This window comes from Paraburkholderia sediminicola (assembly GCF_902859805.1).
Taxonomy (GTDB): Bacteria; Pseudomonadota; Gammaproteobacteria; order Burkholderiales; family Burkholderiaceae; genus Paraburkholderia; species Paraburkholderia sediminicola.
Genome location: NZ_CADIKC010000014.1, coordinates 39137 through 64854, shown reverse-complemented (window position 1 = coordinate 64854; position 25718 = coordinate 39137). Strand labels below are relative to the sequence as shown.

Here is a 25718-nt window from a genome sequence, read left to right as displayed (position 1 = left end):
GGGATGCGTTGAGCGCAGGGTCGATGCGAGTTCGCCGACATCGAACGAGGCGCAAAATTGAATCGTCCGGTGGAAGTTATCCGCAGGCTGCTGCAAAGCCTGCGCGACCCTCAGACGGAGGCCACAGTGATCGATTTCAGGGAAGCCCGGGAGCGGATGGTTGTACGGCAAATCGTTGCGCGGGGTATCCGCGACGTCAACGTGCTATCCGCCATGCGCCGTGTGCCGCGCGAGGAATTCGTACCTGCGCAACTGCGTGAGTTCGCGTACGACGATGGCGCGTTGCCTATCGCGCACCAGCAAGCGATTTCGCAGCCCGCCATTGTCGCGCAGATGATGGAGGCGGCCGAACTGGGTCCGAGCGACCAGGTTCTCGACGTCGGCACGGGGTCGGGGTATGCCGCCGCAATTGCGGCGGCAATCGTGGCGCACGTCCATTCCGTTGAACGCGATCCGGTGCTCGCCGACTCCGCTCGCGAGACGCTGGCGCGGTTGGGCATATTCAACGTGACTGTTCATCTTGGCGACGGCACGGTCGGTTTGACTGCCTATGCGCCGTACGACGCGATCATCGCCGGGGCTGGCGGACCGCGTATCCCACAGGCATGGCGTTCGCAGCTGTCGATCGGTGGCCGGATCGTCATGCCGGTAGGGCGTGAGCGTCATCATCAGCGATTGATCAAACTGATGCGTCACGGCGAACAGGAGTATCACGAGTGCTGGTTGGGCGAAGTGAGCTTCGTACCGCTAATTGGTGAGGACGGTTGGGTAGATTAAAGCCGGCCGGTTTCCATGAGCGTGAGCATCTGGATGGCGGCATCGGCTGCACATCCGGCGATATCTTCTTCGCTGGGACTTTTTAAACCAAGCAACGCATCGTCGAAAAGCCTGGCTTTCAGGAGTGCCGCGAAGGTTGCCGCCGCGCCGTACTTATCTCTTACTTCCCAGCCCGTGACAGGTAGCCATCGATCAAGGTAGCTCGTGAACAATGCGTCACGCGTACCCGTCACCTCCTCGCGATAGCGGCGCGCCAGCTCGGGGAAGCGAGGTGCGTCCCGTGTGACGACGCGATAAAGGTCCAACTGCTCTTTCGAAAGAGCGTGTCGTAAGTAATCGCTGCCCGCAATTGGCAATGCGACTGCCGGCGGTTCGCTAAACCAGGTTGGTTCGCCCGGTTCCGCGGGTTCTGAGGCGTCAGCCGACTGTGCGGCGGACGGCGAGCAGGCCGCCTGCATCACTGCACTGAACAGATCGTCTTTGCTCTCGAAGTGACGGTACAGCGTCTTGATGGACACACCGGCGTCCGCCGCGATGCGATTGACCGAGCTTTCGGCATAGCCGCTTTCAAGGAACGCCCGCAGCGCAGCGTCGACGATCATCGTTCGCTTGCGCGACATCAACGCGGCTTTCGGATTGTCGTCCGACCAGGTCTTGACCATAAGTGTCCCTCTTTTATCTGCTTGACGAATGATACGACAGCGATCACTATACTACAAACGACAGCGACCACTGTCGTTACTGTGCCGGGTCGATTTTGCCTTTGTGGGCAAGGGCTTGGCTTACATGTGACCGTTTCCAGATGGACATTCAGATGAGCAATCCTCTTTCACAATCGTTGCGTCTACCCAGTGGCGCGATTCTCGCAAACCGTCTCGTCAAGGCGGCCATGAGCGAAGGCATGGCCGACGCTAACAATCATTCGACACCGCGCCTCGAAGCGTTGTATCGGCGTTGGGCGCGTTCCGGCGCCGGGCTGCTTCTCTCCGGCAATATCCAGGTGGACCGGTGGCATCTCGAGCGCCCAGGCAATATCGTGATCGACGACGACAGTGGACAGGAGCAACTCGCACGGCTCGCCGCTGCGGGAACGTCGGAAGGCGCGCATTTCTGGGCTCAACTCAGTCATACCGGACGGCAGGTGCAAGACGTGATCAACACGTCACCCCTTGCGCCGTCTTCAGTGGATATCGACGTGATGAGGGGCGCCGGCTTTTCGTTCGCCACGCCGCGCAAAATGACGGAAGAGCAGATCATGCAGGCCGTCGGGCAATTCGCCTTCGCAGCCAGGAAAGTGCGCGAGGCCGGTTTCACCGGTGTCTCGTTGCATGGGGCCCATGGTTACCTGATTTCGCAGTTCCTTAGCCCGCTCGCGAACAAGCGCGCAGACAGATGGGGAGGTTCGCTTGAAAACCGCTCCCGTTTCGTGCTCGAGGTGGTGGCTGCGGTTCGCTCAGCCGTTGGTCCGGACTTTCCGGTTGCGCTGAAGCTCAATTCTTCTGATTTTCAGAAGGGCGGATTCACCAATGCCGAGTGCGTCGAACTCGTGAAGAAACTCAACGATTCTTCGCTCGATCTGCTCGAGCTATCGGGCGGTTCGCTCGAGCAGCCGAAGATTGCCGGCCTTACGTTAATGGACGAGGGAGAAGACGCACCGCGCGAAAGCACCGTCAAGCGCGAAGCCTTTTTCGTGGATTTTGCGGCCTCCGTTCGTGCCGCAGCGAAGATGCCCGTGATGGTGGTCGGTGGATTTCGCACGACGGCAGCCATGATCGAATCGCTGGAGCGCGGTGAACTGGATGTCATCGGGCTCGGTCGTCCGATCATTGCCGATCCTGAGATCCCGAAGCGCATTCTCGCCGGTGAAGTTGATCGTGCGCCTAGTCCCGAAGCTGCGCTCCATCCGTTTCATCTTCTGCCGTGGAATAACATGCAACTCGAACGTCTGGCAGACGGGCTTGACCCGGATCTGTTGCTGGAGGGTGCCGATGCCGTGGAACAGTTCACGGAGATCGAGACGCGCAACATAACCGCATTGCTGCAGCGTCGCGCTTAAGTCATTGTTGTCTGTCGGATCGCCCGAACGCCGCCGCCTCACATCGCGGGGCGTTCGGGGGTACTGCCAAGGTGCCAACTCAGACTCAGTCAGGCGCGGCTATTTGTACTCGACCAGTACTTCGCGGTATGGATTGCTACCCTCGTTGCGCGCCTTGTGCGTCGCGGGAACCTTGGCGCCCTTGCCGATTTCGGACAGCACTTCCAGATACCCGTTCTCGCATTTGAGTGAGTAAATCGCACCCGTCGGTACTTCGAAGATGCCGAGGTCTCCGCCGTTTTCATCAAAGATATGCAAGGGCGCACCTTCGATCGCGTACCACATGTATGAAAGCGTGTGGGTATGTACCGGCGTTTCCTCGCCCGGTGCGAGAACGAAGTTCCATACAATCACTTTGTCATTCTCAAATACCTTTTCACTGCCGACACCAGCCATGATCGTCTCCTTGAGTGTGCGAATGTAGCGAGGGGCATCCTGCATTGCAGCACGCGCCATTCACGTTCGGAGTTCAAAACGTGTTGGCCGCCTTCAGGCCGTACTTCGATAGCTGCGGTGCAAGAGGGCCTGTACGCAGAGTAGGCGAATGTCCCACTTGTCGTGGCTCCGGCCGTATGCAGACTTGTCACGGACGATGCCGATTTATCATTCCGTATGGTGACTTTTTGGCGCGATGCGGCCGAGACACGGCGAACGCTTTGAATTCATCAGGGCGGCAGGAGGTAATTACATGTCCGAGCCTTTACGAATCATTCACGGGCCGTTCGGAAGAGTGGCGTTGCTGCTGCTTGATCAAAGCATGGTCCTCCACGCGCATCGGGTTTCCCACGTCATCTTCAAGGAAGGTGGTCCCGACATTCAGTTCGGGGTCCGCAATCGCGAGTATGTTTTGTCAGACAAGAACGTGCTGCTCGTGAATGCGTGGGAGCCGCATTTTTATGAACATCGCCCACAATCGCAGTCGACAGTGTTGCTCGCACTTTATCTGGAGCCGGATTGGTTGAGGGATGTTGACCGGCGTTTCGCGTACAGTGTTCATCCCCGGTTCTTTCCGAGCTCGTCCGTGCTGTTGCAGGGCAAGCTCAACCGCCTCCATTCTGATCTGCTCGACATTCTGACCGACCGTGAGGGCCGGTCGCTTCAGGCGGTCCAAGGGCTGATCGCCGACATGACTGGCGAACTCGTCGGTAAATCGCCCCGAGGGGACGTACTTTCAGCAGCGGGACTCGTCGGCAGTATCGCGTATGACATCAGGATTCGTCGTGCGATCGAAGCAATGAAACAGGCGAGGGGCCTTACACCCGACTTCGACGATCTTGCGCAAAGGGTTGGGCTATCGCGTCCGCATTTCTTCCATCTATTTCACAAGCAAACCGGCATGACGCCCGCGACTTTCAGCAGCATGCTGAGGATGGATCTGTCGATCGAGCGTGTTTCTTCGCAGCAGGAAATGGCGCTTCAGGATATCGCGCTCGATCTGGGCTTTGACTCGCCGGGCAATTTCACGCGTTTCTTTGTTCGTCAGCAGGGCGTGACACCCAGCCAATACAGACGCAGCGTTCAATATGTCTCAGGGGAAGGGCGGTGACAGCAGGGCGTAGCGGTTGCATCAGTTGATGCCTGCCAGCTTCAATGCATCGACGGTCATATGTGCACCGAGGGCCACTAGAACAACTCCCATCGTCCAGCGTTGAGCCTGTAGAAGTCCCGGGCGACTGGAGAGAAACTTCGCCATGCTGCCCGAGCAGACCGCCACGAAACCATTCACGGATGCAAACGCAACAATCAACGACGAGCCGAGCACGAGCGATTGCCTGAGAACGCTGCCGTCCTGGTAATTGATGAATTGCGGCAGCAGTGACAGAAAGATCATCGCGAGCTTGGGATTCAACAGACTAGTCGTCGCGCCCATCGCGAAGAGCCGGCGAGGCTGTTCGCGGGGCAGCTCACGAACCTCCAGGGGAGAGCGGCCACCAGGCTTCACAGCCTGCCACGCAAGATAGAACAGATACGCAGCACCTCCCGCGCCCAGAACGCTGGCTGCATAAGGCACGCTCACAAAAAACGCCGTGATACCGAACGCTGCACCAAACATATAGAAGAGGTAGCCGAGCATGACGCCTGCAAGCGAGATCAGCCCGGCCGTGCGTCCTTGCGCAATCGAGCGCGACATCACGTAGATCATGTTCGGCCCCGGTGTCACAGCGAGCATTCCGCCGACCGCCAGAAATCCGTATATCGAAACCGTACCGTGCATTTTCCCGGGCTCCGCCAAGTGATCATCGGTCGTAGTATCGCTTTGATGAATACACCCGTAAAACGGATTAAACTGAATGTATTAATCAGATTTTCTGACTAAAGTGAAAAAACTCGATCTGGACGTGCTTGAAATGCTGGTGGCGGTCGCTGATACAGGATCGTTTGTTCGAGGTGCGGAGTCCGTGCGCCGGTCGCCGTCGGCAGTGAGCATGCAGATAAAGACGCTTGAAGAAGCGCTGGGAAAACCGCTCTTCGTGCGAAGCACCCGCAACGTAGCGATTACCGCCGAGGGCAAGACGCTCCTCGACTACGGTCGTCGAATGCTTGCGATGCGCGAGGAAGCGTGGGCGTCAGTAGTGCGCCCGGAGATCAAGGGGCGCGTAACCATCGGTGTTCCGGACGACTACGCTTCATCGCTGCTGCCGCAGGTTCTGGCAAAGTTCGCGGTTGCTCATCCGCGTGTAGAAATTCGGGTGATCGGTTTGCCAAGCAGTGAGCTTGTTCCATTGCTAAAAGACAACACGCTCGACCTGGCTTGCTTCACGAAAACAAGGGGCGTTGCGGGCGAATTCATCCGGTTCGAGCCAATGGTGTGGGTCGGGTCGCCCGCAAGAAAAGTGTGGAAAGAGCGCCCGCTTTCGATTGCCGTTTTTGCACATGGCAGTACTGCTCGTGCCCATGCCGTCAGCGCGCTCCAGCGGGAAAATATCAAATACCGGATGTCCTACGAAAGCCCGAGTTTGTTGGGCCTGATCAGCATGGTCGAAGCAGGGCTCGCGATAGCGCCTCTTGCACGATGCAGCGTGCCGGCGCACCTCGTTCAGCTATCGCAGAACGAAGGGCTGCCGCCGCTGAATGACCTGGAAGTTGTTCTGGCTCGCAGTGCGCGGTCCGGGCGACCGCCCTGCGATTTTCTTGCTGAACAGATTCTGGCTGATTTGAGGGTTTGAAGTGGTTGCTCGATGGCCGGATGACCGTTTCTTGACCAAACGGTTAGGCGTCGCTGAAGATCGGCGCCTCGAGAAGGCAGCCAAACTCGCGGGCAAAGTCGACAGAGACGCGAGCGTGGACGGCGCCTTGCTTGTCAAAGAACCGCTGTGTCCCTCCAAGCGTGAACACGCCTTCATGCCAGATGTTTGGATGGATGTAGAGACCCTGCTGTCCGTCGAAGCGAAAGCACACGAACTTCTCCGGTGCGATGTCGTCACCGGGTAATGCCAATGGAACGTAGAAGGGGCGATGGTCTAGAGGGAAGAAGAGCTGTCCGCCGTCCGGGTGGTAGTTCGCGTGCCAGAGCAGCATGCGTTCGGGTGCATTGGCGTGGTCGTCGTGGGCTGCTTCAGGTTCCTTTGCGTATGCAAGGATGTAGTTGCCACCGACAGCGTCGTTTCGACCGTAGAGAATGTCCCCGCGCCATTCGCTCACGAATGTGCCTTCGGTTGTGCCTGCTTCATCACCGGTTCCGGGGTCTATGGGTCTTGTCCCCAACGCCGGCCACTGGACAATCTCGATCGAACACTCGCTTGGGTCCGTTACAAGCTTGCCAAATCCGGTGAGGGTTTCTGGAGTCGCGTCGACCACGGGCATCGACACGTGGCGGAGGCCGGAAGGAAGGGCTGGGTTGAGGTAGTCGATTTCTGGGGGCATGTGGGGAGTTTATATAGTGCTCGAGAAGAAAGGCATGCGGTAATTCGTCTCAATGGCGACAAGGCCGAGCGGCCGGAACGAGACTTTTCAACATGGATGAAATCGCCTCAATCCGTGGTATGTCGAAATTCATCGCTGGACCGTAAAGTCGAGCAATAGTGCGTCGTAATGTATGTAATAATCCAAGTCATAGTAATGGCATGTCGAAAATCGCGGAACACCGTGGGGCGGGGATAACAGGCGTTCATGTGTGATTAGCGTCCGCGGAATCGGCGTTCTCTTCACCAAAAGCCAAGCGTCAGCTTGTCCCCTGACATCTCTGATCGCATGGCGCGAGCATTTGCCGTACTTTCAATTTCCAAACAGAGACCCGCCCGCCACGCGGATTTCCTGTAATCGTCTGATCCCCAATCTATACCTTTCCATTGTCCCTTTCCTCTTTCTCCGTGACATTGCTATGATGCATTTATGCACACGGCATTTACGACCCATTATTCCGACCTGAATCGATGACGGTCGGTTGACTCTCGTCTGACGGCATGTGGCAGTGCTTGCCGGGACTCTCACACAGGGTTGATCAAGACATGGCGGAAAAGATCAGTCTGGTGGCTCTGCTTGTCGGCCGCGAGTTGTCGCCTCTACCCGAGGAGTCGTGGTATGGGTCGCTAACGCGGATCTCCAGAATTAACGAGCTGACGGCGCGAGACGTTCGTCATCTCTTTTTCAAAGACGGACGTGACGACGCGGAACCGCTTGACACGATGTCCCTGCGTTCACTGCTGGGCTGGGAGTTGAAATATGGCGATCCGCCTGCGTTGAGAAAACTTGCATCCCTGAAGGAAATACTCTGGTCGGAGACGCTCAGGTATTGTCCTGTCTGCATGGAGGCGGGTTACCACAGCGTCTGGCATCAATTTGTTGCGCTCGAAGTCTGTTTGATTCATGCATGCCCATTGCGGAAGCGATGCATGTGCTGTAACACGACGCTGGACGAGTACAGGCTGACGCCACAACTTATTGGGCATCGCTTTCGTTGCTCAGGTTGTGGCGATGATATTGCGGGAGTGGCCTTTACCATTGACGCTCATGCTGCGTTTCGGGAGCAGGCTGTTGAATTGTTTGTCAGGGCCACTCGGTACCGGGAATGGCTCCTTTCAGCCACACGTCATTTGTTATTCCTTGCGGAAGCCAAGCGCCGCCGTCGAAGGTGGCCGGTTCGTCGTTTTGCACCCTCGGATGCCGATGTATGGCGGGGAACCGTTAATCTAATTCATCGGTTTCCGACTGGCTGCGCGTCGCAGCATCGGCATGCGCGTCTGCTTGCATGGCAAGTTCGTCATTACAGGCCGATGATGCAAAGCCTCGAGGTGGCGGCGAGATCACGTCTTCTTTCAGCAGGTACAGTGTGGAACACATATTGTGCGTTGCTGCGCCAGCTAAAAACTGCCATTGATTCGCGTCGGGAGGATGATTGTCCTCCCTCACTCGATTTCTCCGACGGCCGGTGCGTCCTGCGGGGTACCTGGACGCCCGAGCAGTTGGCGTTTGTGCTACTGAGATGTCACTGTGAATCGTTATCCGTGTTGCGATATGAACTTGATCGCGTTGAGGCACTGCAAACGGCGCGGCTTACGAATGCGCTGGCCAACAATCTCCTGCATTCGCCGGCTTGCCGTGCCGTGTTCATTTCAGGGTTCGCGGCGTTGGTCGCGGCAGCACGCCAATATATAAGGTCTGGCGTATTTGACTACAGAGTGGCATGTGAAATCCCTACCGATGCGTTGTCTCTGGTCGTCGCTGAAACCAACGACATTCAGTGCGGGGTAGCTATCGTTGCCGATCCGGGAGGGGTAACGAGTGACTTGCTGGGGCTACGTTGCGGCGTCGATCTGGACACAATCGCCATTCTCAACTCCCTGCTGTTAGCGGCGAGAAACTGAATGGTTTGACCAAGCCTGTTTTCGCCCCCGAACTGTGCTTGATGTCTTGCTCCTTGGTCGAAGCTATGCTCATGTGGGGAGGTTCGACTGATTTGCAGGATGGGTTTCCGGCCAGCCCCGCGAACCATGGCAAAGCATTTTATCGTGTTCGGGAACTGTGATACATTTACGGCCACGGCATTTACGACCCAAAGATTTGCCGTAAATTTTCCCCTGTCCCTTCTACGTTGTTGTGTTTGCGAAATGTTTTTCACCAAGCCCTCCTGGCAGTCTCCAATGAAAGTTGCCGGGGACGCGTTCACTCGTTGGGAGATGGCAGGGGTGACACACTATTCGACGGTATTTGTTGTTCGCTCTGCTCAAGCCCATCGCGACGACGGTGACGGCTATTCATATCTCGTCTTCGGCCCACACGTTCTGAAATCCATCCTTGAGGGAGTGGGTAGGGATGCCGTGAAAGTGTACGCGCTCGAGTGGGATCGACTGGTCGCTGTTGAGGAGTTTTGGTCCTACACAGAGCGCGGGCGACTTTCCATGGCCTACTTTGCATATACCGACCGGGAGGGGCGGGTCATGAAATGTGAGCCTACGCAACCGGATCCCGCGCACGCGATACGGAAGACAGTTGTCTGGCAAGTTGCAGAGGCGGCTGTCGGGTACAAGGAAGAAGTTTTCTAACCAAGCCCAACCCGATGCTGCAGAAGCTCACGCGCGATGTGCAGACGTTGATGGACCTGGCCGTGCGGGGGCAGCCATTTGATCGCCGGTACGTCGCGAGCATCGGTGTTCTGCCGGCGAAATTACCGGTGCTTGTGAAGAATGGATGGCTGAACGAACTCTCCGAGAATGCCTATCTTCTCAGGGGGGATAAGCCGACGGTGGAAGGGACGGTAGCTTATCTGTCACGACATGTGCCGAACCTGCACATCGCAGGGCGGAGCGCGCTCGATCGTAGGGGCATCCGCCATTTCCTATACGTACGCGAGCGTGTGCACCTTCGCGGTACTGGAAGCTTCATCTTTCCGGTTTGGGCGAAAGCTCTATTGTTACTTCGGTATGAGCAACGGCCGCTTTTTGATAGTGACCTCGACGCGTGCTATGCCGTATCAGCGCTTCCGCTGAAGCATCATGATGTAATGGTCTCACATCGTGAGAGGGCAATCATCGAGTTGCTTGCGGATAGCGACCGCGGGGAACTTGAACACGCTACAAATCTCGTAAGCGAACTGCGGACGATTCGGCCTGTAGTACTTCAGACACTTGCCGATCACTGCCTTAGACGCGATCTGATTCTGACACTGAAGGCGCTTTCAGAAGACCAAGGGCATCAATGGGCCAGCGAACTGCGATGCTGACGCAGTTTTCACGGTGAAATTCATCGACCACATAAGATCTCCTTGCGCTGTGAGCCTGACCGCGTACGCAGGTCGCCTGAGTGTGCCAACCGCACCTGTCCAAAAATCTTACAGATAGTTCGTGCGAGTCTGTACAAAGGACTTCAAATCAAATATCGCACTGGACTTTGCAAGCGTCTCTTGCGACCGCTGTGGCCGAGAGATGACGCTGGGCGGAACCTTTGCCAGCATTGCCTGAAAGAAGCACTTGGAAACTGCGTGCAAATCCCAACCACGGGTTCGGGTAAAAGACATGAATTCAGGCTGCAACTTGTTGGGGGCGGAGATCTTGAAGGCAGACCACCAGGGCGAACCGTGATTGCACCGGACTAAAGCTGTACAAGGCGACCCGGTTGATCCGCTGCCGCACCGACAACAAGGTCTGACGGCTTGATCGGAAGCAACGAAGCAACTTCTGAGGGCGACGTCTCGCGCGCAGTTGTCCGACTCGATCCGGGAGGCTATTCGCGGTAGCCAACATCCCGAGAGAGAGCAATATCGTAGCGATCCTTCGCAGCGGCACGATCGCAAAGCGCCCGACCATGCATCGATATCCAAACGGGTCGCTAATCGAAATGGGTCGTAAATGCCGTGGTCAAAATATGTTGACTTCCGCACCATCCCGGGATGGGAAGAGTCTCCGGGAAAATCGACGATGCAGGCCACCTGAAGGCCGTTGGCGCAGCCCTGCGCCAGTACCGGCACGACTTGGGCTGGTCGCAGGAAGCCTTGGCATACGCGACTGGGATTGATCGCAGTCACATGGGGCGCATTGAGCGTGGTGAACGCAACCTGACCATACTCAACCTTATCCGCATCGCCGATGCGTTGCAGTGCCCACCGTCAAAGCTGCTGATACTCGCGGGAATGTAGTACGCCCGGGAGCAGACTACCCACAATCGAATCAGTGCGCTTCTGCGCGCGTGGGTATTAATCGCTATCTCCCCCCTACCTTCGCACACCTGCATCCATATCTAATATTTGCGCTGGATACTCGACTCATTGCATGATCGGTTAGTTCACTGAACTATTTGCCAAATCATGTGTGTTTCACGATTGCAACATGGCATGCATAATAAAAAATAGCTTCCTGTTAAAAAGGTTGGGGAATAAAATCGATCTGTATTATGTGCACGTGTTAAGAATCAGTGGGTCAGCGGTATTATGAAGATACATTACACGTAATGACAATTTCCTGATATTCAGATTCAAGTTCGGCTAAATTCAGGCAAGTGGCTCTGTCCCACGCAAACGCAGACCGCACAAGGCCGATGGGGCTGTCGCATTCACTGATTCGGAAAAGCCGCCGCGGCTGTCATTTCCACTCTATCCACTGACACGCTGCCGCCAAAATGAGATTGAACTTTATTTGGATTCAATCCATAGTTGGACTATTTTCAAGACTGCACTATGTCGTTGATCCAAAAAAGAAAGCCGACTCGGCAAAGTCGGCTTTCATATATCTTCAGGAGAAATCAACTCAGATTTTCCAGGAACCCAGTGACACGGACTTTGCAGAGTCCGCATCCTCTTGTTGCACCCGCATTTGATTTTGCGCGTTTTTCAGCCAAAGTCAAGGGCTAATTATTTGCCCGCGGTGTGCCCACCCGTGAGGCGCGCGTGAGCCGAATAACTTTCCTTTCGCCTGGATTTCTCCGGGACGAAAAGTCTACAGCCCAGATAATCAAGGCCAGGAAGGGCCGGATGGTGAATCTCTGGTTCTTTCACTCCCCAAAACTGGGGAAGCTCCTGGCCATCGAAAGTGATGTGTTATTTGCCTACATAATAATTCTGGAAATTCGTCCCGAGGTCCTGTCCTATGGCCCCGTCGACAGCGCTGACCTCGCTCACGCGGGTGGTGCACGTGCCGACCTGTGGGTGAACTATAGGACCGGCGACACCCAACTGGTACTTTGCCGGCGGGAAGCGCTTGAAGCCGACCCGTCCGTCCAGAACAACGTCTTGCTGGTCACCGGTCAGGATATTGATAATGCCCGGATCGAATTCGACAATGGGCTGACGCTTTGCCAGGCGATAAACGCAGCAACGTTCATCGATCTGGGCCCGGCGCGGCAGGCTTTGAGTTCCTTCCTTTTGCAGAAAGAAAGTGCGACGGTTGGCGACCTTGTGAACATTCCAGGGCACGATCCGGCTTTGTTACGTGCCGCCGTGGCGAGGCTGTTGATCGAAGGTGTCCTGTGCGCCGATCTTAGCCAGCATCTGTTTTCGGACGCGACACTTCTGAGACGCACGGCCCATCCCACGCAATGGTCGCCGTCGACGCCGCAAAAGCAGTCCATTGCATCAGTGCTCGGGGAGAACCGCCCCGCATTGCCAGTGAACGCCGATCGCGGTGCGTCAGAGATCGTGGTGAATCGCGCTCGCGCAAGGGGGCGCCCCCGCAGCATTATCCCGGCCGAACTTGCTGGTCTTCAATGGCCAGCGCCGGATGAAGCCACGTTGGGCGACTGTCTGAATCAGTACCTGAATCGCAAAACGGCAGTGGAACTGTATCGTCAGGGCGCGACGTTTTCGTACATTAGGGTAATTACAAAGCTAAGCGAAAACGAAGTGCGGCGGCTCGTAACACGTTGTGTCGAACGCAAGATAGACGGTACGTGTCTGGGCTATTACGCACTCATCCCGGGGCAACGGCTGAAACCTTATCATCGAACCAAAGGGATAGTTCCGAGTGATGGCCTGCAGAGCGGACTCGCGGGTGCCTGGACAGCATTTCTGGAGAAGCATGACAACATTCGCGACAAGATCTATGAAGAACTGTTGGGACGTGCGCCGAGCCATGATGGGCAGGAATTTAGCATCGATGATAGCTGGATGCGAGTCCTGAGCGAGATTGAAAAATGTGGCATCACCGAAGACGAGTATCCCCTATCGAATGGCGACAAGGGTAAGGGACCCTTCCTCAAGCACGCCAAAGCACTCATCGCTGCGAACGCAGATGCTTATCAGGCGATCTACGGCGGTGACACAGTAGGAAAGCGATGGAGGATGACGGGCGGCGTGCCACAGCGCCTGATACGCCCAATCAGGCCCGGCTCATTCGCAATCCTCGATTTTCACCGCCACTCGCAGGCAACGAAGGTGTCGATCGAAAACGGATATGGAAAGACGCTTGTCAAGCAACTACCCAGATGGTACTTCTCCGTGCTCGTCGAGGAGATGTATTCGGCGATCCTGTCATGCGTCGCAACGCTCGAAAAAACACCGAGTGCCGACAGTGGGCTGGAAGCGCTTGACTGCTTCATTGATCCGGTCCGATATCGCCCCAATAGTTACGGCAGTGCGCACGGCGAATACGCTGCCTTTTTCGCATACGAAATCGTCGCCTTGTTGAAGGGTAATTCGTTTTGTGTGCTGCGTCTGGATAACGCGTGGGGCAACATAGCTGACGGATTCGTTCGCAACGCCATCTACACGTTCGGCTGTGCAGTTCATTTTGGCCCCACCTACACGTGGGTCTCACGCAATGTCGTCGAGCGTGCCAATGAGGAACTGGCACGACGTACAAAGCCCGACGATCAACGCAACGTTGCCATACCCGTCGATGACCTTGTCAATTCGTTTCTAAATGCGGCCAAGGGTATCAACCTCACCGCTACGGAACGCTTGAACTATTCATCACCCGTCGAAGCTCTGCAGACTATGCTTGCGGATCCCACAAGTCGACCACTCCGGCAACCGTTGCCTGAAGTGACTCGAAGAGCGGGCAAGCTGCTTGACCATACGATAATCGCAACCGTACACGGCAATGTGTCCAAAGGAGTGCGCCCGTACGTGCAGTTCTGCAGACGCAATTACACGAACGATCTGATTCGAAGCCATCCCGAACTGATCGGCAAACAGTTGCTCTGCCACTTCAAGCGGTTTGATCTCAGAAACGCAGTTGCGTCGATCTGGGATCCACAGGACCGGATCTGCCTGCCGGGTTCCGATTGCAAGACGGAGTTACTGGGTGCGATACGTCCTGATCGTTGGCGTGACGCATGCATCTCCATTCGTGCCCACAAGCTGATCAGCACGGCGGGCGCGCGACTTAGAAGCCGTGATCCCAACCGGTATCCCGAGCGGGCGTCCCCGTCATCAGCGAAGACAAGGCAAGGTAGAGCAAAACACGAAAAGACCGACACCGATGCGTTGCGGGAGGCAAAACGCCTGGAGGACCAGCGGCGACATGGGGCGGAGCAAGACGCCAAGCATTCCTCGACTGATCTCCCGGTCGACGCGCGTTCAGCGTCGGGCAATAGGTTTGGCAGTATAAGCTCCGCACCGAGTGACAGTTCAAACCCGACAAATGCGAGCGATCCGTTTGGATTGTTCTCGCCGAGACCACTGCGAGGTCGGCGTGTCTAAGCCAAGATCGATTCTGGACCTGCGAGAAGTGCAGGGTGACCCGAGTGCGCCACGAGATGTGGCTGACGAGTTGTCGGTTGGCCTTTCTGCCGAAGAACAACTCCTCAATCATCCACTTCTTAACCACACCGTCATCCGGACCGATCCGTGTAACGAGGCATATCTGGAGGGCAAGCGACGGCTGTGCTTCGGATTCAATGGATTTTCACTACTAGGTGAGCGGGGCATGGGGCTTAAGTCGGCGCTTGTCTCGTTCAAGTTGCAACTGTTGCAGGATTTCCCTTCTATCGCCGTTGCCGAGATCGTCTTGCGCAGGGATGCACCCCAAACCTGCCGTGCTCGGTGGCAGGCCCTGCTCGGAGAACTCGGCCACGGGGTTCTGGGCGGTTCGATCGAGGAAATGCGCCGTCGTGTGTTGTGGATGCTTGAGGAAAGGCTTTATGGCTCACCGCACCGGCATCTCGCCTTATTTATAAGAAACATCGAGTATCTCGATCCCGGCATGACAAACATTCTCCTTGATGTGTCGGATGCATTGGGCAGGAGAGGATTCAAGTTGTTCACGATCGGTTGTGGGAATCTTTCGCAATTCTCGGCGAATCTTGCCAATGCAGGCGACCTGGCGGCTAAGGACGTACAGTTGCTCCTTGGATCGACTTACGTCTTGCGCTCGTTAAACACTGAACAGGATCTGGCCACCATCCTTGATGCCATAGACACCACCCCCCTCGGAAGAGATGACCCCCGAAGCTGGGGAGCGGTTTTTTTACCCGAAGCCTATCAAGGTGGGTTCAGATTGAAGAACGAGTCGGAGATTCTCCTCTCCGCTATCGTCAAGACTCCATCGCGGAACGTAACAGTCCACAACCTCTTCGATGCGATCCGGTGGGTCCTTGTGATGAACGCCCGCAGAGATAGCCGTGATTTCGCGCTGGTCGATCGAGCATGGGAAGACGCCTTGTTTGTTGTGCGAGCGACCAAATTGACTTTTTCGCTTGAAGATCCCCCTGATGGGGCCTAAGGATGGTCGCTGATAAGTCGAAGTTCATCGGCCAGCACTGGGGTCCGCTGCCTTGCGAGTCCGAATACTCAATCTTCGGACGGGTATGTGTGCTCAACAGGATAACGATCGGTAGTATTCACCTTTGCGCACATTTCCCTCAGGAAAATCGGAAAACAGGCGGCATACGGCGTTTGAGCGAGACAGCGAAGCTTGCGCCGTTCTTTACTCCACCAGTCCTGAAAGAGATTGCCGGACATCGCGATCCTATCTCATCAATGGATAGTTGGGGTACCGGATACTTCGAAGAAGCTTTGCGGTTCTGCCCCCTCTGTGTCGCAGCCCTTTATCACAGTGGATGGCATCAACTAAAAGGGCTCGAACGATGCCCGATTCATAGGTGCCGGCTTAGATTTTCGTGTGAACGATGTGGTGGGCCTCTACACCGTTATCGTGTTGCAGATTCGTCACCGGGGAAACACCCATATCGATGTTCAAAGTGTCGGGAGTGGGTCTGTAGCCAGGACCCGTCGCTCGCATCACACATCGCGTTAAGAAAAGATCCAGATACCATAGTTCGAGCGTTTGCTCCCTTGGAGAAGTGGCGAAAACGCCACCTTCAGCTCACACACCAAATTCGCCGGGTTACCTTCTTTGGTCAGCCACCCTCGCAGCGGATAGAGAGATGGTGGCCCACAAGCGACATGTATTTTCGTATGAGCGGCCGTATAGACAACCTGCCACCCGGCTGTGAGCACGATGGCAAGAATCCGGGAAGAGCGATGACGTGGCTGTGCTGGCCTGTGACGGGACCCACAGCCTTTAACAGCAACCGCGATGACGTTCTGACGTACATGGCGTTGCTCGGTGAAATAAAAAAGTGGATCGTGAGCGAAGGACAATTGCCGTCCGTCTGCGTCAAGCGTTGGCAACTCTTCGATGGCGGAGGAGAGCTCCGTCGCGGTGAATGGCCAGCAAGTGCACTGGCATACGCGCTGATCCGGTATGTCTGGGAAGGCGACGACAGCTTGACGGTACATTCTGAACTGCAGCTCCGAGCCACTCCCTTCAGTCCCTTGCAGCGCTCCGACACTTTCGTGAGATGGAACGTGCATAACAGCGATCTTTCCACACAAGCGGTTTTACTCGGGCAGTTTGCCGCATTCTTCTGGTTGATAAAACGGTTGCAATCGACTACTCGCAAGGACTTCGTTCCTGCCGATACGATCATCGCGCGATTCATTTATGACAAGACGTGGCCTTGGATCGGAAACGTGATCTTTCCAGAAATAGAAGGACTACCGTTGGGAAGGTTCGAAAATCCCCAGGTACACGTCCGGGACGGACTTGAACTCTTCCGCTGGGTAGAGCGCCGTCAGCGATCACTTGACAGGTCGCGGTTCAGGCAATCCCGCATGTCTCCGTTGCTCGGCGAAGGCTAGACTAAATCCGCAAATCCATCTTTCTTCAGGGTATCGTTTCGCGCCAACCAGCGATGGGCGCGCAGTGTACTTCGCTTCGCGCCAAAATGTATATTTCCAAGACCTTCCAGCCTGGTCGGAATATCAGGTATCTCGGCGAATCCGATCCCAGACTCGTCGTCCATTCTCCCGAGCACATCGCCATATCGGGTGTATATTGCACTTTGCCCGGAGAAATTTATTGCTTTCCCATTTGCGCGGTAGTCGCCGACCACGTTCGAGAAGACCGCGTATAGACCGAACTGTCTCGCGATCAGCCTTGCATGCTGAGCCATGCTCGTATCAGCCACGGCCGAGGAGACGAGGGCGATGGGGACGAACGGTGCGTCGAAGGCAGCCGTGGATTGGGCGTTGCGCAGCTCCGAACCAGAGGTCACCGCGACGGTGAAGAAGGGCAAATCGACGTGGCAACGGTAATGACTTCCGCGGTTGAAATGCACAGCTTCGTCAATCTCGAGGTGAACCTTCGCATAACGTGCGACCAGTTCACCCTCGAACGCTGCCAGGGTTGTCAGAAAATACTTGTCTGGGCCGCTCCTGGGCCTCACTTTTTCCGCTGCGCCCGCCACCACGAGTGCGTGCTTCCGACCACTCAGACTGATCCAGTACCGAAGCGTCTTTTGACGTGTGAGAAGATCGTCCGGTCTCTCCTGATGCGGCCTCAGATGTGATGCCCACTGTGGCAAAACAAGTATGTCGAATTCCGCTGAGGTGATCTGGGATTCAACATAGGCAATGACGACGTCCTCGTCTGCAGACAACCAAACTGTTGCCGGTACCTGAAGCGTAGCCACAATCATATGGTTTCCCAGTGAGTCTTCAAAACGTAGTGAAAGGAGCCTAAGTCAAGAATACATGACTGATGTTATACACCGCCGGCAAGAATGCGAATGCCCAACCGAATAGCTGCGGTGATGTGCCGCCGCCGGCCCGACTGGGTTTGGCGAGCGGCGTTTGACATAAAACCTGGTGTCACCCTGATGTCGCCCTGATGTCGCCCATTTACCGGAACCGGCCCCGCCAGACGGACTGCATTCAATCGAGGGAGGCAAACTATGACCAGACAAGCGGACAGCAATCCCGTTCAGTCGCTCAAGGGGCGCATCGGCCAGCCGGACCGGCCCGTTTTGCCCGACGACAGGACGCAGGCCTGCGCCGAAGCCTGCACGCCCAGGCCGCTGGTGCAGCTACGCGGCACGGTCCTGCGTTACGACAGCCCGACCGATCCTGTCTGGCCGCTCAACGACCCATCCTCAACGACGCAGCAGGCAGGCATACCGGCACGGCGCTTTGGCGCACTGGCGGGACGCATCACGATCGCGCCCGACTTCGATGCGCCGTTCGATCTCACGGATGACAAGGATGCGGGATAACACGTCATGAACGACGCAACGATTCAGACGCTGGTTGCGGTAGCGCTCACGGCGCAGGACGGTTCCGGCGAACAGGCACTGCGCGCGCTCGCCGACGGCTGCGGGCTGGTTGCGCAGGTACAGACGATGGTCGACGAAAGCGGCAATCCGGCAGGGTTTGACGCGTCAGGCTGGACCTGCACGTGGCTCATGCAGTCCAACCCCGCCCTCGGCGGACAGCGCCCCGTCGGATACCTGACGACCCAGGACGGCCGCGACCGGATCGCGAATCTGCTCGCCACGGCGCAAAGTGGTGCGTACGGCTAACGCAAGATCTGCCGCCCCCCTTTACCAGGGGCGGCCCACCAGACCGGCTGCATCCAGTCGGAGGAGGTGAACTGTGACCCACAGACCGGACAGCCATCCCATCCAGTCGCTCAAGGGGATCATCGGCCAGCCGGACCAGCCCGTGTCGGTCGACGACATGACGCAGGCCTGCGCGGCAGCCTGCAAGTTCACCTGCACGCCCACCTGCGACGCGCAACCGGTGAAGGCCGCACACGTCCGGTTTGATCCCGCACGCGGCCTGCTCATCGGCACGTTCGAGGATGGCGTGACCATCGCATGCGTTGACCCGTGCGAGCTGGCCGGGCGCATGTTTGCGGCCGGTGCGCGGCATGGTCACGTGAGCATGCCGGACTGGCGCGAGGGCGACACCGCGCCCGCCGGCGGTCACAGGATTGCCTTTCATGCGCGCCTTAACGAACTGGGCAGCACTGCATGACCGGCGCCGAACGCCTCGCGCTGCGGCAGGCCGTGCCCGTGCATGCGCAGGGGGGCCGCCCGTATTACGTGTGTCTGGGTGAGATTCCCGCGCGGTGGCAGGACGCGTTTCGCGTGGCGCTGCGCGGGTCGGCCTGTCCGGTGATCGACGGCCGGGGCGAGTGCGCGTAGGCGTGGGACGGGTCCGACTGGCTGCACGGCCGGTTTCCGCGCGGGTGAAGGTGCGCTTTTCATCTGGTGCCGGCCGGACCCGTAGCCGGAACCGGGGCGCTGTCCGGCTCATTTCATGAGGACGCGGGTTGAGCGAGCTTCAGCGCCGGCACAACAGACGGTTCTGAACTGAAAAGGCAGCGACAGCATGGCATTCCAGGACAAGTTCCGGGCGTTCACGTTCGGCCTCGCTGCCGGCGTGCCGGCGTGCGAGCTGGCCGGAGAAAAGGTGCTGCTGTTCAGGCATGTGCCGTACGAACTCGAAGACGCGCTCGCGCGCTGGCTGCTGCTGCACGACGATCTGCTGCTCCGGGATTCAGCCGCGTGTGCGCTGCGCTTTGACGACCGTGGCCGGATGGGCATCACCTGGGCGGTGTGGGGCCGCTTTCTCGACTGGATGGGCGCGCAGCTCGATGCCGGCAGCGAGGGGCAGGGCGGCCCGCATGATGCGGCGCATGCGTTGCGGGAGGGCATGGCCGCCCGCACGCCGATCAGCGAACTGCACGACGAACCGGTGCTGTATCTCGACGCCGCGCCCGTGGAGCTGCGCGCCGCGCTGCGGCACTGGCTCGACGCGTCGCCGGAAGACTTTGCCCGGCACGACGACAGCGGGCGCGTGGCGCTCACGTGGGAGGGCTGGGAGGCCTTTCTGCGGAGCATGAAGCGTACGCTCAGCGCGGCCCTGGACGAGCTGGAACAGGCCCGCGAACCGGCATCAGGAGCCTGAACATGCGCGTTTTTGTCGACACGGAATTTAGCAATTTCATCGGGTGCGACCTCGTGAGCGTTGCGCTCGTGGCCGACGATGGTCGCGAGTTCTACGGCGAGCGATCGGATTTCGATCGCACGAGCTGCAGTGAATTCGTGCGTGCGGCGGTACTGTCCCAGCTCGGCCAATATCCTGACCGCGTATTTACGCGCGAGACGCTACGCGCGGCACTCGTCGCGTGGCTTGACCAGTTCGCGGACGAACCCGAACGTGTGCTGTGCTTCGATTACTTCGGTGACTGGGAACTGCTGTGCGATCTGGTCGATGGGCCGCCTGCAGGATGGCAGGCGTACCACGTGGGTCAGCTACTCGATCCGGGACGCCAGGAGGATTACTACCGCGAGCATCACGGCCGGCATCATGCGCTGGTGGATGCGCGCGCAAACCGCCATGCGATGATGGATCGCGCCCCCTCGCCAGACACGCCGTAAACAGCCTGCGTGCTTTCGCCTGCAATGAATCCGCGTGGCCAGTCGGTTGCGCGCCACTGACGCCAGGTGCCTCATGGAAAAACGGACCGACAATGCACTTGAAGACGAGATCCTTCGCGCGGCCAAGCGGCGGTATCAGGAGGAGTCGCGCGAACTCGTTCGAAGTGGCGCTCGCACACAGGAATCGATGTTGTTCATTCCACTGGACCTTGTCCGGGCTTCGGAATTCCGGCGCGGGACGGACGAATTCTGAGCATTCCATAGTTTCGCGGGTTCGGCGCTGGAGGCGCCGCCATCGGGGCGCCGCTTTAGTCGCGACGGCGCGCGCCTCTGCCGCTACGCTCAATCCCTGAATCAGGACGCTGCTCAGGCGAAGCAGCATTTTCGTTGCGGCGATGTGAAGGGCCGATGTCCTACGTGCTGAACCCGGAAAAGTACTGCGCTTCATCAAAAGCGAGGTGTCGGGTCAGAATGATCAAACCGGTTCCGGACATGACCACGAGCGACGCGATCGACTCCGCCGAGACGTTCCTTTGCGCTGTCGCGGCTGCAAGATGACCTTAAGCCTGCAATCTGCGGCAGGGACAGGCGAGGGGGCGGAAACGGACCTTTTGCAGGCCAAGGCAACCCGATTACGCTCGCGGGGTGAGGGCGCTGCCCAGCGATGCAGGCATGTTTGACTGGACGTCGCGAGTCGACGAACCAGAAATTGCACACACAGCCGGTCCCGTATACGCCGCGAATCATGCACGCGATCGCTGATCTGGTGCTGGCAGCCGCTTCGCGTAGCGAAGCGGCAGATTTCGACCACCTCGTTCGATGACTTCATGCCGTGTGCGGCCGACAGACAGCAGTTAAGCGCTGTGTGTCGTTGAAGCACAATTAGCATCGTGCTATTGCATGCCAGGATGGTCGCACTCGACCGTGCACGAGCTCGAAAAAATTCGGTTCCCATGCTTGCCGGCCGGAAATGTGTGGACCTCTGAATATGTCCAACGAGGGCCATAGGCTATTGCCCTGTCGTGCGGCTATCCAGACTGGCCCGACGGGTTGCGGCGATAACGCGGGTTATCACCGTCTGACCAATGGGGTGGAGCAGGAAAATGAAGGGGGCGATAGTTGCGGCTTTCATGCCCTTCCTTTGCGGACATTCGTTGATACCTCGACAAATTGTGGCTATTAAATGCGGTTTTGCTATTAGCAGTTATCAAAACTGACGGAGGGCGAAAAATCGTCCCTTTCGTCCTTGTCCGCGCAGGCCACGGCGCCCGACGGCGCACCAACTGTTGTGGTGCGCGGCAGCGTCGGAGTTTGCGATCGGACGAGGAGCGCAGAAGCGTGTTGGCGCAAGAATTCCTTAAGCAACTGTTGACGTTCGTAGTAACTGCTAATCGTGTCCATAGATTACGCTAACGTAAGACTGTATTTTGACCCCGCGAAATAAGGCATAGCGGCGGTTTCGCACGCTTTTCTAGGCGTTGTGTTTCAGCAACGCACGCACGCTCGGATGTCCGTTGATTTTGCTAACGCGTTTGGCGTGTCCGCTAATTCGGCTAATGCGGTTGTAGAGGAGCCCGACAGGTGCATTCGCTTGAAGCGGCCGCACGTGCAAATACCAGAGGTCCTTTTTTTGATCTTCGGAAGGTGCCCATCTCAGTGCGCAGATCAAAAACGCCATACAGTACGGCACTTTGTATGTTACATCGGGGGCGTTGAACATCCCCTTGTGTGGATGTTGGTCAGGGCGGTGTCGTTCTTCGCCTCGTCAGTCGCATCGGGCAGTGAGTTCGCGTTGCGGTAGAAAAGATTTCTCCTGCGGTCAGCATACGGGGAAGCATTTCGAGGCGCCGGTCCACTTGCGAAGCGACGTCACTTATTGAGGGCCGTTACTGTTGAAGTCCTTAGAAACCGCTAATCGTGTCCATATATTACGCTAATGTAAGACTGTAGTTTGGCCCCACAAAATAAGGCATATCAGAGGGGCGACACCTACCTGCGCACGCTACTGATCCACGGCGCGCGGGCCGTGCTGACGCGCGCGAAGGAGCCTGGTCCGTGGGTTGAGCAGATGAAAAAACGGCGACCACCCAACGTGGTGGTGACTGCTTTGGCGAACAAGATGGCGCGGACTATCTGGGCGGTGCTCGCTCATGACCGATCGTATGAAAAAGGGTACGTGAGCATGAAGCCCGTCTGAGCGGCCGTCCGAAACGTAGAAGATTAACGTTTAACACAGGGTGGATGTCGAAAAGTTGCGTTGGCAATCGCGTGAGATGACAAGACAGGTCGGACCGGGACTCACTAAACCTGAACTGGTTGCCGAGCTTCGAGCTCGTACCCGCAATGAGGTGTGAGTCGGCGGATTTCATCGGGGCCCGCAGCGGCGGTATCGGCTGCAACAAGGCCGGATATAGTGGAATGGCCTCGTCCCACCTTCGATACATGAACGCTCATTGCTGGGAGACATGGCAGTATGGGCGATTCCTGGTCCACGACTGAACGGAGGCCGTCATGAAAGTCGCGTTGCTGAGCATTGACCTCGCCAAAAACGTTTTCCAGCTGTACGGCGTGGACGAACGCGGTCACCCATTGTTGAGTCGGCGAGTCAGCCGCAACAAGCTTCTGGAATCCATTGTCAGTCTCCCCTGTTGCCGAATCGTGATGGAGGCCTGTGGAGGAGCGCATTACTGGGCGCGGCGGTTCTCGGCGATGGGGCACCATGTGCAGATCATTGCGCCTCGATTCGTCAAACCGTTCGTCAAATCCCAGAAGAACGATCGCAACGATGCGGAGGCGATCGTCGAGGCTGCATCTCGTCCGACCATGCGCTACGTTGCGGTCAATAGCGTTCAGCAGCAGGATATCCAGTCCATGCACCGAATCCGCAGCCTGCTCATGCGTGACCGTATCGCGCAAATCAACCAGATACGTGGCCTGCTGGCCGAATACGGTGTGGTCATTGCACAAACGGCATTGAAAGTACGGCAACAGCTTCCGGCGATTATTGACGACGAACACAATGAGCTGACCGAACTGAGTCGATCAATGATGCGCGATATGTACGAGCGACTCGTACTGCTGGATAAGCAGATCTCCCGGTACGATGAGTTGATCCATCAAGTACACAAGGCATCCCCTGCCAGTCAGCGACTGGAGAAAATTCGCGGCGTCGGGCCGCTGATCGCAACCGCTGTCATCGCCGCAGCGGGAAGTGCCACAGAATTCTCAAATGGGAGACAGTTTGCAGCATGGCTGGGCTTGACCCCACGCCAGCATTCCTCGGGCGGCAAGGATCGCCTGTCCGGTATCACGAAGCGCGGTAATGGCTATCTGCGAATGCTTCTGGTACACGGCGCGAGATCCGTAGTTCAGCAGGCGATAAAGCATACGGATACCCTGTCTCGATGGATACTGGAGGTTCAGGCGAGGCGCGGAACAAACATCGCGGTCGTGGCACTTGCCAACAAGATCGCCAGGACAATCTGGGTACTGCTCGCACGAGGTCTGGAGTACGCACCACCGGCATGAACGGAGCACGTGATCGCATGCCGGCAATCGCTTTACCTCTTCACTGGTTGCACAAATGATCTGATTCAATGGCAAACAGGTCGGACCGTCGGCGACAAAACCTGCGCAGTCTTAGGGCTCTCGAAGCCGTGGATATAAGTAGGAGTGGCCGGGCGAAATCCATTGGGGCCAGGCACATGCGTGCCACAGAAAGGCCGAATGTATATATGCAATCTCGCACCTGCTCGCTGTAGAACAGATTGTTTGGCAAACGGGACGAGGCCATGTATACAGCTGCAACCCATCCTGTCGATGTCGGAACACACGAAACACTGGCGCAATCGGGACGCGTTCATATACAACCAATTGAGCAAGTTGACAGCGCCCCGAAGACGCACACGGGATCTGCCAGCTCGACGCGTCCCATTTTCAGACACCGTTTCAACTCTCATCCTCATTAAACGTCCGATTTTGCGACATCAGGCCCGCACGCGTGCCAGTTCGCCGCTGCAGACAACTCCTCTTCTTCATGCCTGCTCATCGACGGAGGACGGCTTGGTCATTTTCGTCGCCTTTGGCATGGACATTGCCTGAGCAGTGTTCGCCGCGCGCAAAAACGCTCGTCCTAGGGCTCGTGCATTTCGTCGCCATACATAAACAGAGGAGACGTAAAAGTGAAAGCTGCTGTGCTGCATCAGTACGACGAGTCTTTGACTCGCGAAGAATTCGTGCGCTACGAAGATGTCGATGATCCAAAGATCGTGCGGCCCACCGATGTAATCGTCCGGATTGGTGGCGCCGGTGTGTGCCGCACCGATCTGCACGTCGTGGAAGGCATCTGGCGCTTCAAGGTCGATGTCGCATTGCCTTATATCATGGGCCATGAAAACGCCGGCTGGGTCGAAGAGGTGGGCCGTGGTGTGGAGAGTGTCAAAGTGGGCGACCCGGTCATCTGCCATCCCCTCGTGACGAGCGGACATTGCCTCGCCTGCCGGCGTGGCGACGATATGCATGCCACGGACAGCCGGTTTCCCGGCATCAATGCCAACGGCGGCTACGCGCAATATCTGCTGACGGGCGAACGCTCGCTGATCCAGTTGCCGAAATCGCTCGCGCCGAAGGACGTTGCACCGTATACCGACGCCGGCTTGACCGCGTACCGCGCTGCAAAAAAAGCATCGCGCCATTTGCTCCCCGGTCAATTTGCCGTCGTGATCGGCGCCGGTGGTCTGGGGCATATCGGCATTCAGGTCCTTAACGCGCTTTGCGCGGCTGAGATCATCGTGGTCGACCGCTCCGATGTCGCGCTGCAGCTTGCGAAGGATTGCGGCGCGCATCACACGGTCAAGGGCGATGGTCATGAAGTCGAGCGCGTACTCGAGCTGACAGGCGGCAACGGCGCCGAAGCGGTAATCGATTTTGTCGGCGAAGGCGACGCAATCGCAAAGGGCCTCGCCATGACGCGCAACGCGGGTTTCTACTACATCGTTGGCTATGGCGGAAAGATCGAGTTGCCGACCATCGACATGATCACCAGCGAGAAGACCATCGTCGGCAACCTGGTCGGCACCTATCCCGAACTCGTGGAACTGATGGCGCTCGCCGACCGTGGCCTCGTCCATCTGTCGACACGGGAATACCGTCTGAGCGAGGCGAACCAGGCACTCAAGGATCTGCACCACGGCCAGGTCAAGGGCCGGGCGGTGCTGATTCCGTAGACGCCTCGACGGACGGACCTTGACGT

At 57.4% G+C, this 25718-nt stretch carries 24 protein-coding genes and 2 pseudogenes; 21 read left to right on the top strand and 5 right to left on the bottom strand.

What is annotated here, in order from left to right; all coding sequences use genetic code 11:
• The first annotated feature begins 126 nt into the window (after positions 1 to 126).
• Positions 127 to 777 (top strand): protein-L-isoaspartate(D-aspartate) O-methyltransferase, encoded by a 651-nt coding sequence (locus R8871_RS33465; protein ID WP_175054231.1) that lies wholly within the window; start codon positions 127 to 129, stop codon positions 775 to 777.
• Here the strand turns inward: R8871_RS33465 and R8871_RS33460 are convergent.
• A complete protein-coding gene (locus R8871_RS33460) occupies positions 774 to 1379 on the bottom strand; it encodes a TetR/AcrR family transcriptional regulator (RefSeq protein ID WP_175054230.1) in 606 nt (201 codons plus the stop codon). The genes R8871_RS33465 and R8871_RS33460 overlap by 4 nt on opposite strands.
• Before the next feature lie 212 nt (positions 1380 to 1591).
• On the opposite strand from R8871_RS33460, the gene R8871_RS33455 reads away from it, so the two are divergent.
• A complete protein-coding gene (locus R8871_RS33455; protein ID WP_175054229.1) occupies positions 1592 to 2833 on the top strand; it encodes an NADH:flavin oxidoreductase/NADH oxidase family protein in 1242 nt (413 codons plus the stop codon).
• A 99-nt stretch (positions 2834 to 2932) separates the two neighbouring features.
• Here the strand turns inward: R8871_RS33455 and R8871_RS33450 are convergent, their stop codons facing one another.
• Entirely contained in the window at positions 2933 to 3268 is a 336-nt protein-coding gene (locus R8871_RS33450; RefSeq protein ID WP_171927203.1) for a cupin domain-containing protein, read from the bottom strand.
• Positions 3269 to 3560: 292 nt separating this feature from the next.
• On the opposite strand from R8871_RS33450, the gene R8871_RS33445 reads away from it, so the two are divergent.
• Entirely contained in the window at positions 3561 to 4418 is an 858-nt protein-coding gene (locus R8871_RS33445; protein ID WP_175054228.1) for a helix-turn-helix domain-containing protein, read from the top strand.
• A 21-nt stretch (positions 4419 to 4439) separates the two neighbouring features.
• Here the strand turns inward: R8871_RS33445 and R8871_RS33440 are convergent, their stop codons facing one another.
• Positions 4440 to 5087, bottom strand: a complete 648-nt coding sequence (locus tag R8871_RS33440; protein ID WP_175054227.1) for a LysE family translocator — start codon at positions 5085 to 5087, stop codon at positions 4440 to 4442.
• 103 nt (positions 5088 to 5190) lie between these two features.
• Between R8871_RS33440 and R8871_RS33435 the strand changes: the two genes are divergently transcribed.
• Positions 5191 to 6039 carry a LysR substrate-binding domain-containing protein gene (locus tag R8871_RS33435; protein ID WP_175054226.1) on the top strand — a complete coding sequence of 283 codons (849 nt, stop codon included), beginning with the start codon at positions 5191 to 5193 and terminating at the stop codon, positions 6037 to 6039.
• 43 nt (positions 6040 to 6082) lie between these two features.
• On the opposite strand, the gene R8871_RS33430 is transcribed toward R8871_RS33435, so the two are convergent.
• On the bottom strand, positions 6083 to 6736 hold the full coding sequence (locus R8871_RS33430; protein WP_175054225.1) for an ureidoglycolate lyase: 654 nt from the start codon (positions 6734 to 6736) through the stop codon (positions 6083 to 6085).
• 584 nt (positions 6737 to 7320) lie between these two features.
• Here R8871_RS33430 and R8871_RS33425 point away from each other — a divergent pair.
• From R8871_RS33425 to R8871_RS38565, 8 genes and pseudogenes are all read left to right on the top strand, one after another.
• Positions 7321 to 8676, top strand: a complete 1356-nt coding sequence (locus tag R8871_RS33425) for a TniQ family protein (protein ID WP_175054224.1) — start codon at positions 7321 to 7323, stop codon at positions 8674 to 8676.
• Between the two features lie 126 nt (positions 8677 to 8802).
• A complete protein-coding gene (locus R8871_RS33420) occupies positions 8803 to 9354 on the top strand; it encodes a hypothetical protein (RefSeq protein ID WP_175054223.1) in 552 nt (183 codons plus the stop codon).
• 14 nt (positions 9355 to 9368) lie between these two features.
• Entirely contained in the window at positions 9369 to 10031 is a 663-nt protein-coding gene (locus tag R8871_RS33415) for an AbiEi antitoxin N-terminal domain-containing protein (RefSeq protein ID WP_175054222.1), read from the top strand.
• A 666-nt stretch (positions 10032 to 10697) separates the two neighbouring features.
• Positions 10698 to 10943: a helix-turn-helix domain-containing protein gene (locus R8871_RS33410; protein WP_175054221.1), complete on the top strand. Its 246-nt coding sequence runs from the start codon at positions 10698 to 10700 to the stop codon at positions 10941 to 10943.
• 831 nt (positions 10944 to 11774) lie between these two features.
• Positions 11775 to 14441, top strand: a complete 2667-nt coding sequence (locus R8871_RS33405) for a hypothetical protein (protein ID WP_175054220.1) — start codon at positions 11775 to 11777, stop codon at positions 14439 to 14441.
• Between the two features lie 58 nt (positions 14442 to 14499).
• The gene (locus R8871_RS33400; RefSeq protein WP_175054219.1) at positions 14500 to 15462 is read left to right on the top strand and encodes a hypothetical protein; all 963 of its coding nucleotides are present in this window, start codon (positions 14500 to 14502) and stop codon (positions 15460 to 15462) included.
• Between the two features lie 2 nt (positions 15463 to 15464).
• Positions 15465 to 15839 (top strand): annotated as a pseudogene (locus tag R8871_RS38890) (TniQ family protein); the annotation flags it as partial.
• 306 nt (positions 15840 to 16145) lie between these two features.
• The gene (locus R8871_RS38565) at positions 16146 to 16883 is read left to right on the top strand and encodes a hypothetical protein (protein WP_246287933.1); all 738 of its coding nucleotides are present in this window, start codon (positions 16146 to 16148) and stop codon (positions 16881 to 16883) included.
• On the opposite strand, the gene R8871_RS33390 is transcribed toward R8871_RS38565, so the two are convergent.
• On the bottom strand, positions 16880 to 17722 hold the full coding sequence (locus R8871_RS33390; protein ID WP_175054217.1) for a carbon-nitrogen hydrolase family protein: 843 nt from the start codon (positions 17720 to 17722) through the stop codon (positions 16880 to 16882). The genes R8871_RS38565 and R8871_RS33390 overlap by 4 nt on opposite strands.
• Positions 17723 to 17977: 255 nt before the next feature.
• Here R8871_RS33390 and R8871_RS33385 point away from each other — a divergent pair, with 255 nt between their 5' ends.
• The 9 genes and pseudogenes from R8871_RS33385 to R8871_RS33345 all read left to right on the top strand — a co-directional run bounded on the left by R8871_RS33385 (position 17978) and on the right by R8871_RS33345 (position 25692).
• Complete coding sequence (locus R8871_RS33385; RefSeq protein WP_175054216.1) at positions 17978 to 18295, top strand: hypothetical protein; 318 nt, start codon at positions 17978 to 17980, stop codon at positions 18293 to 18295.
• Positions 18296 to 18301: 6 nt separating this feature from the next.
• Positions 18302 to 18601 (top strand): antitoxin Xre/MbcA/ParS toxin-binding domain-containing protein, encoded by a 300-nt coding sequence (locus tag R8871_RS33380; protein WP_175054215.1) that lies wholly within the window; start codon positions 18302 to 18304, stop codon positions 18599 to 18601.
• Between the two features lie 73 nt (positions 18602 to 18674).
• Entirely contained in the window at positions 18675 to 19058 is a 384-nt protein-coding gene (locus tag R8871_RS33375; protein ID WP_175054214.1) for a hypothetical protein, read from the top strand.
• Positions 19055 to 19228, top strand: coding sequence for a hypothetical protein (locus R8871_RS33370; RefSeq protein WP_175054213.1), 174 nt, complete (start codon positions 19055 to 19057; stop codon positions 19226 to 19228). Before R8871_RS33375 ends, R8871_RS33370 begins: the two co-directional genes overlap by 4 nt.
• A gap of 187 nt (positions 19229 to 19415) precedes the next feature.
• Positions 19416 to 19994, top strand: a complete 579-nt coding sequence (locus R8871_RS33365) for a hypothetical protein (protein WP_175054212.1) — start codon at positions 19416 to 19418, stop codon at positions 19992 to 19994.
• Between the two features lie 2 nt (positions 19995 to 19996).
• Positions 19997 to 20467 carry a 3'-5' exonuclease family protein gene (locus R8871_RS33360; RefSeq protein WP_175054211.1) on the top strand — a complete coding sequence of 157 codons (471 nt, stop codon included), beginning with the start codon at positions 19997 to 19999 and terminating at the stop codon, positions 20465 to 20467.
• Between the two features lie 1975 nt (positions 20468 to 22442).
• A pseudogene (locus tag R8871_RS33355) lies at positions 22443 to 22664 on the top strand (IS110 family transposase); the annotation flags it as partial.
• A 314-nt stretch (positions 22665 to 22978) separates the two neighbouring features.
• A complete protein-coding gene (locus R8871_RS33350; protein ID WP_175054210.1) occupies positions 22979 to 23995 on the top strand; it encodes an IS110 family RNA-guided transposase in 1017 nt (338 codons plus the stop codon).
• 653 nt (positions 23996 to 24648) lie between these two features.
• A complete protein-coding gene (locus R8871_RS33345; RefSeq protein ID WP_175054209.1) occupies positions 24649 to 25692 on the top strand; it encodes an NAD(P)-dependent alcohol dehydrogenase in 1044 nt (347 codons plus the stop codon).
• Positions 25693 to 25718 lie beyond the last annotated feature (26 nt).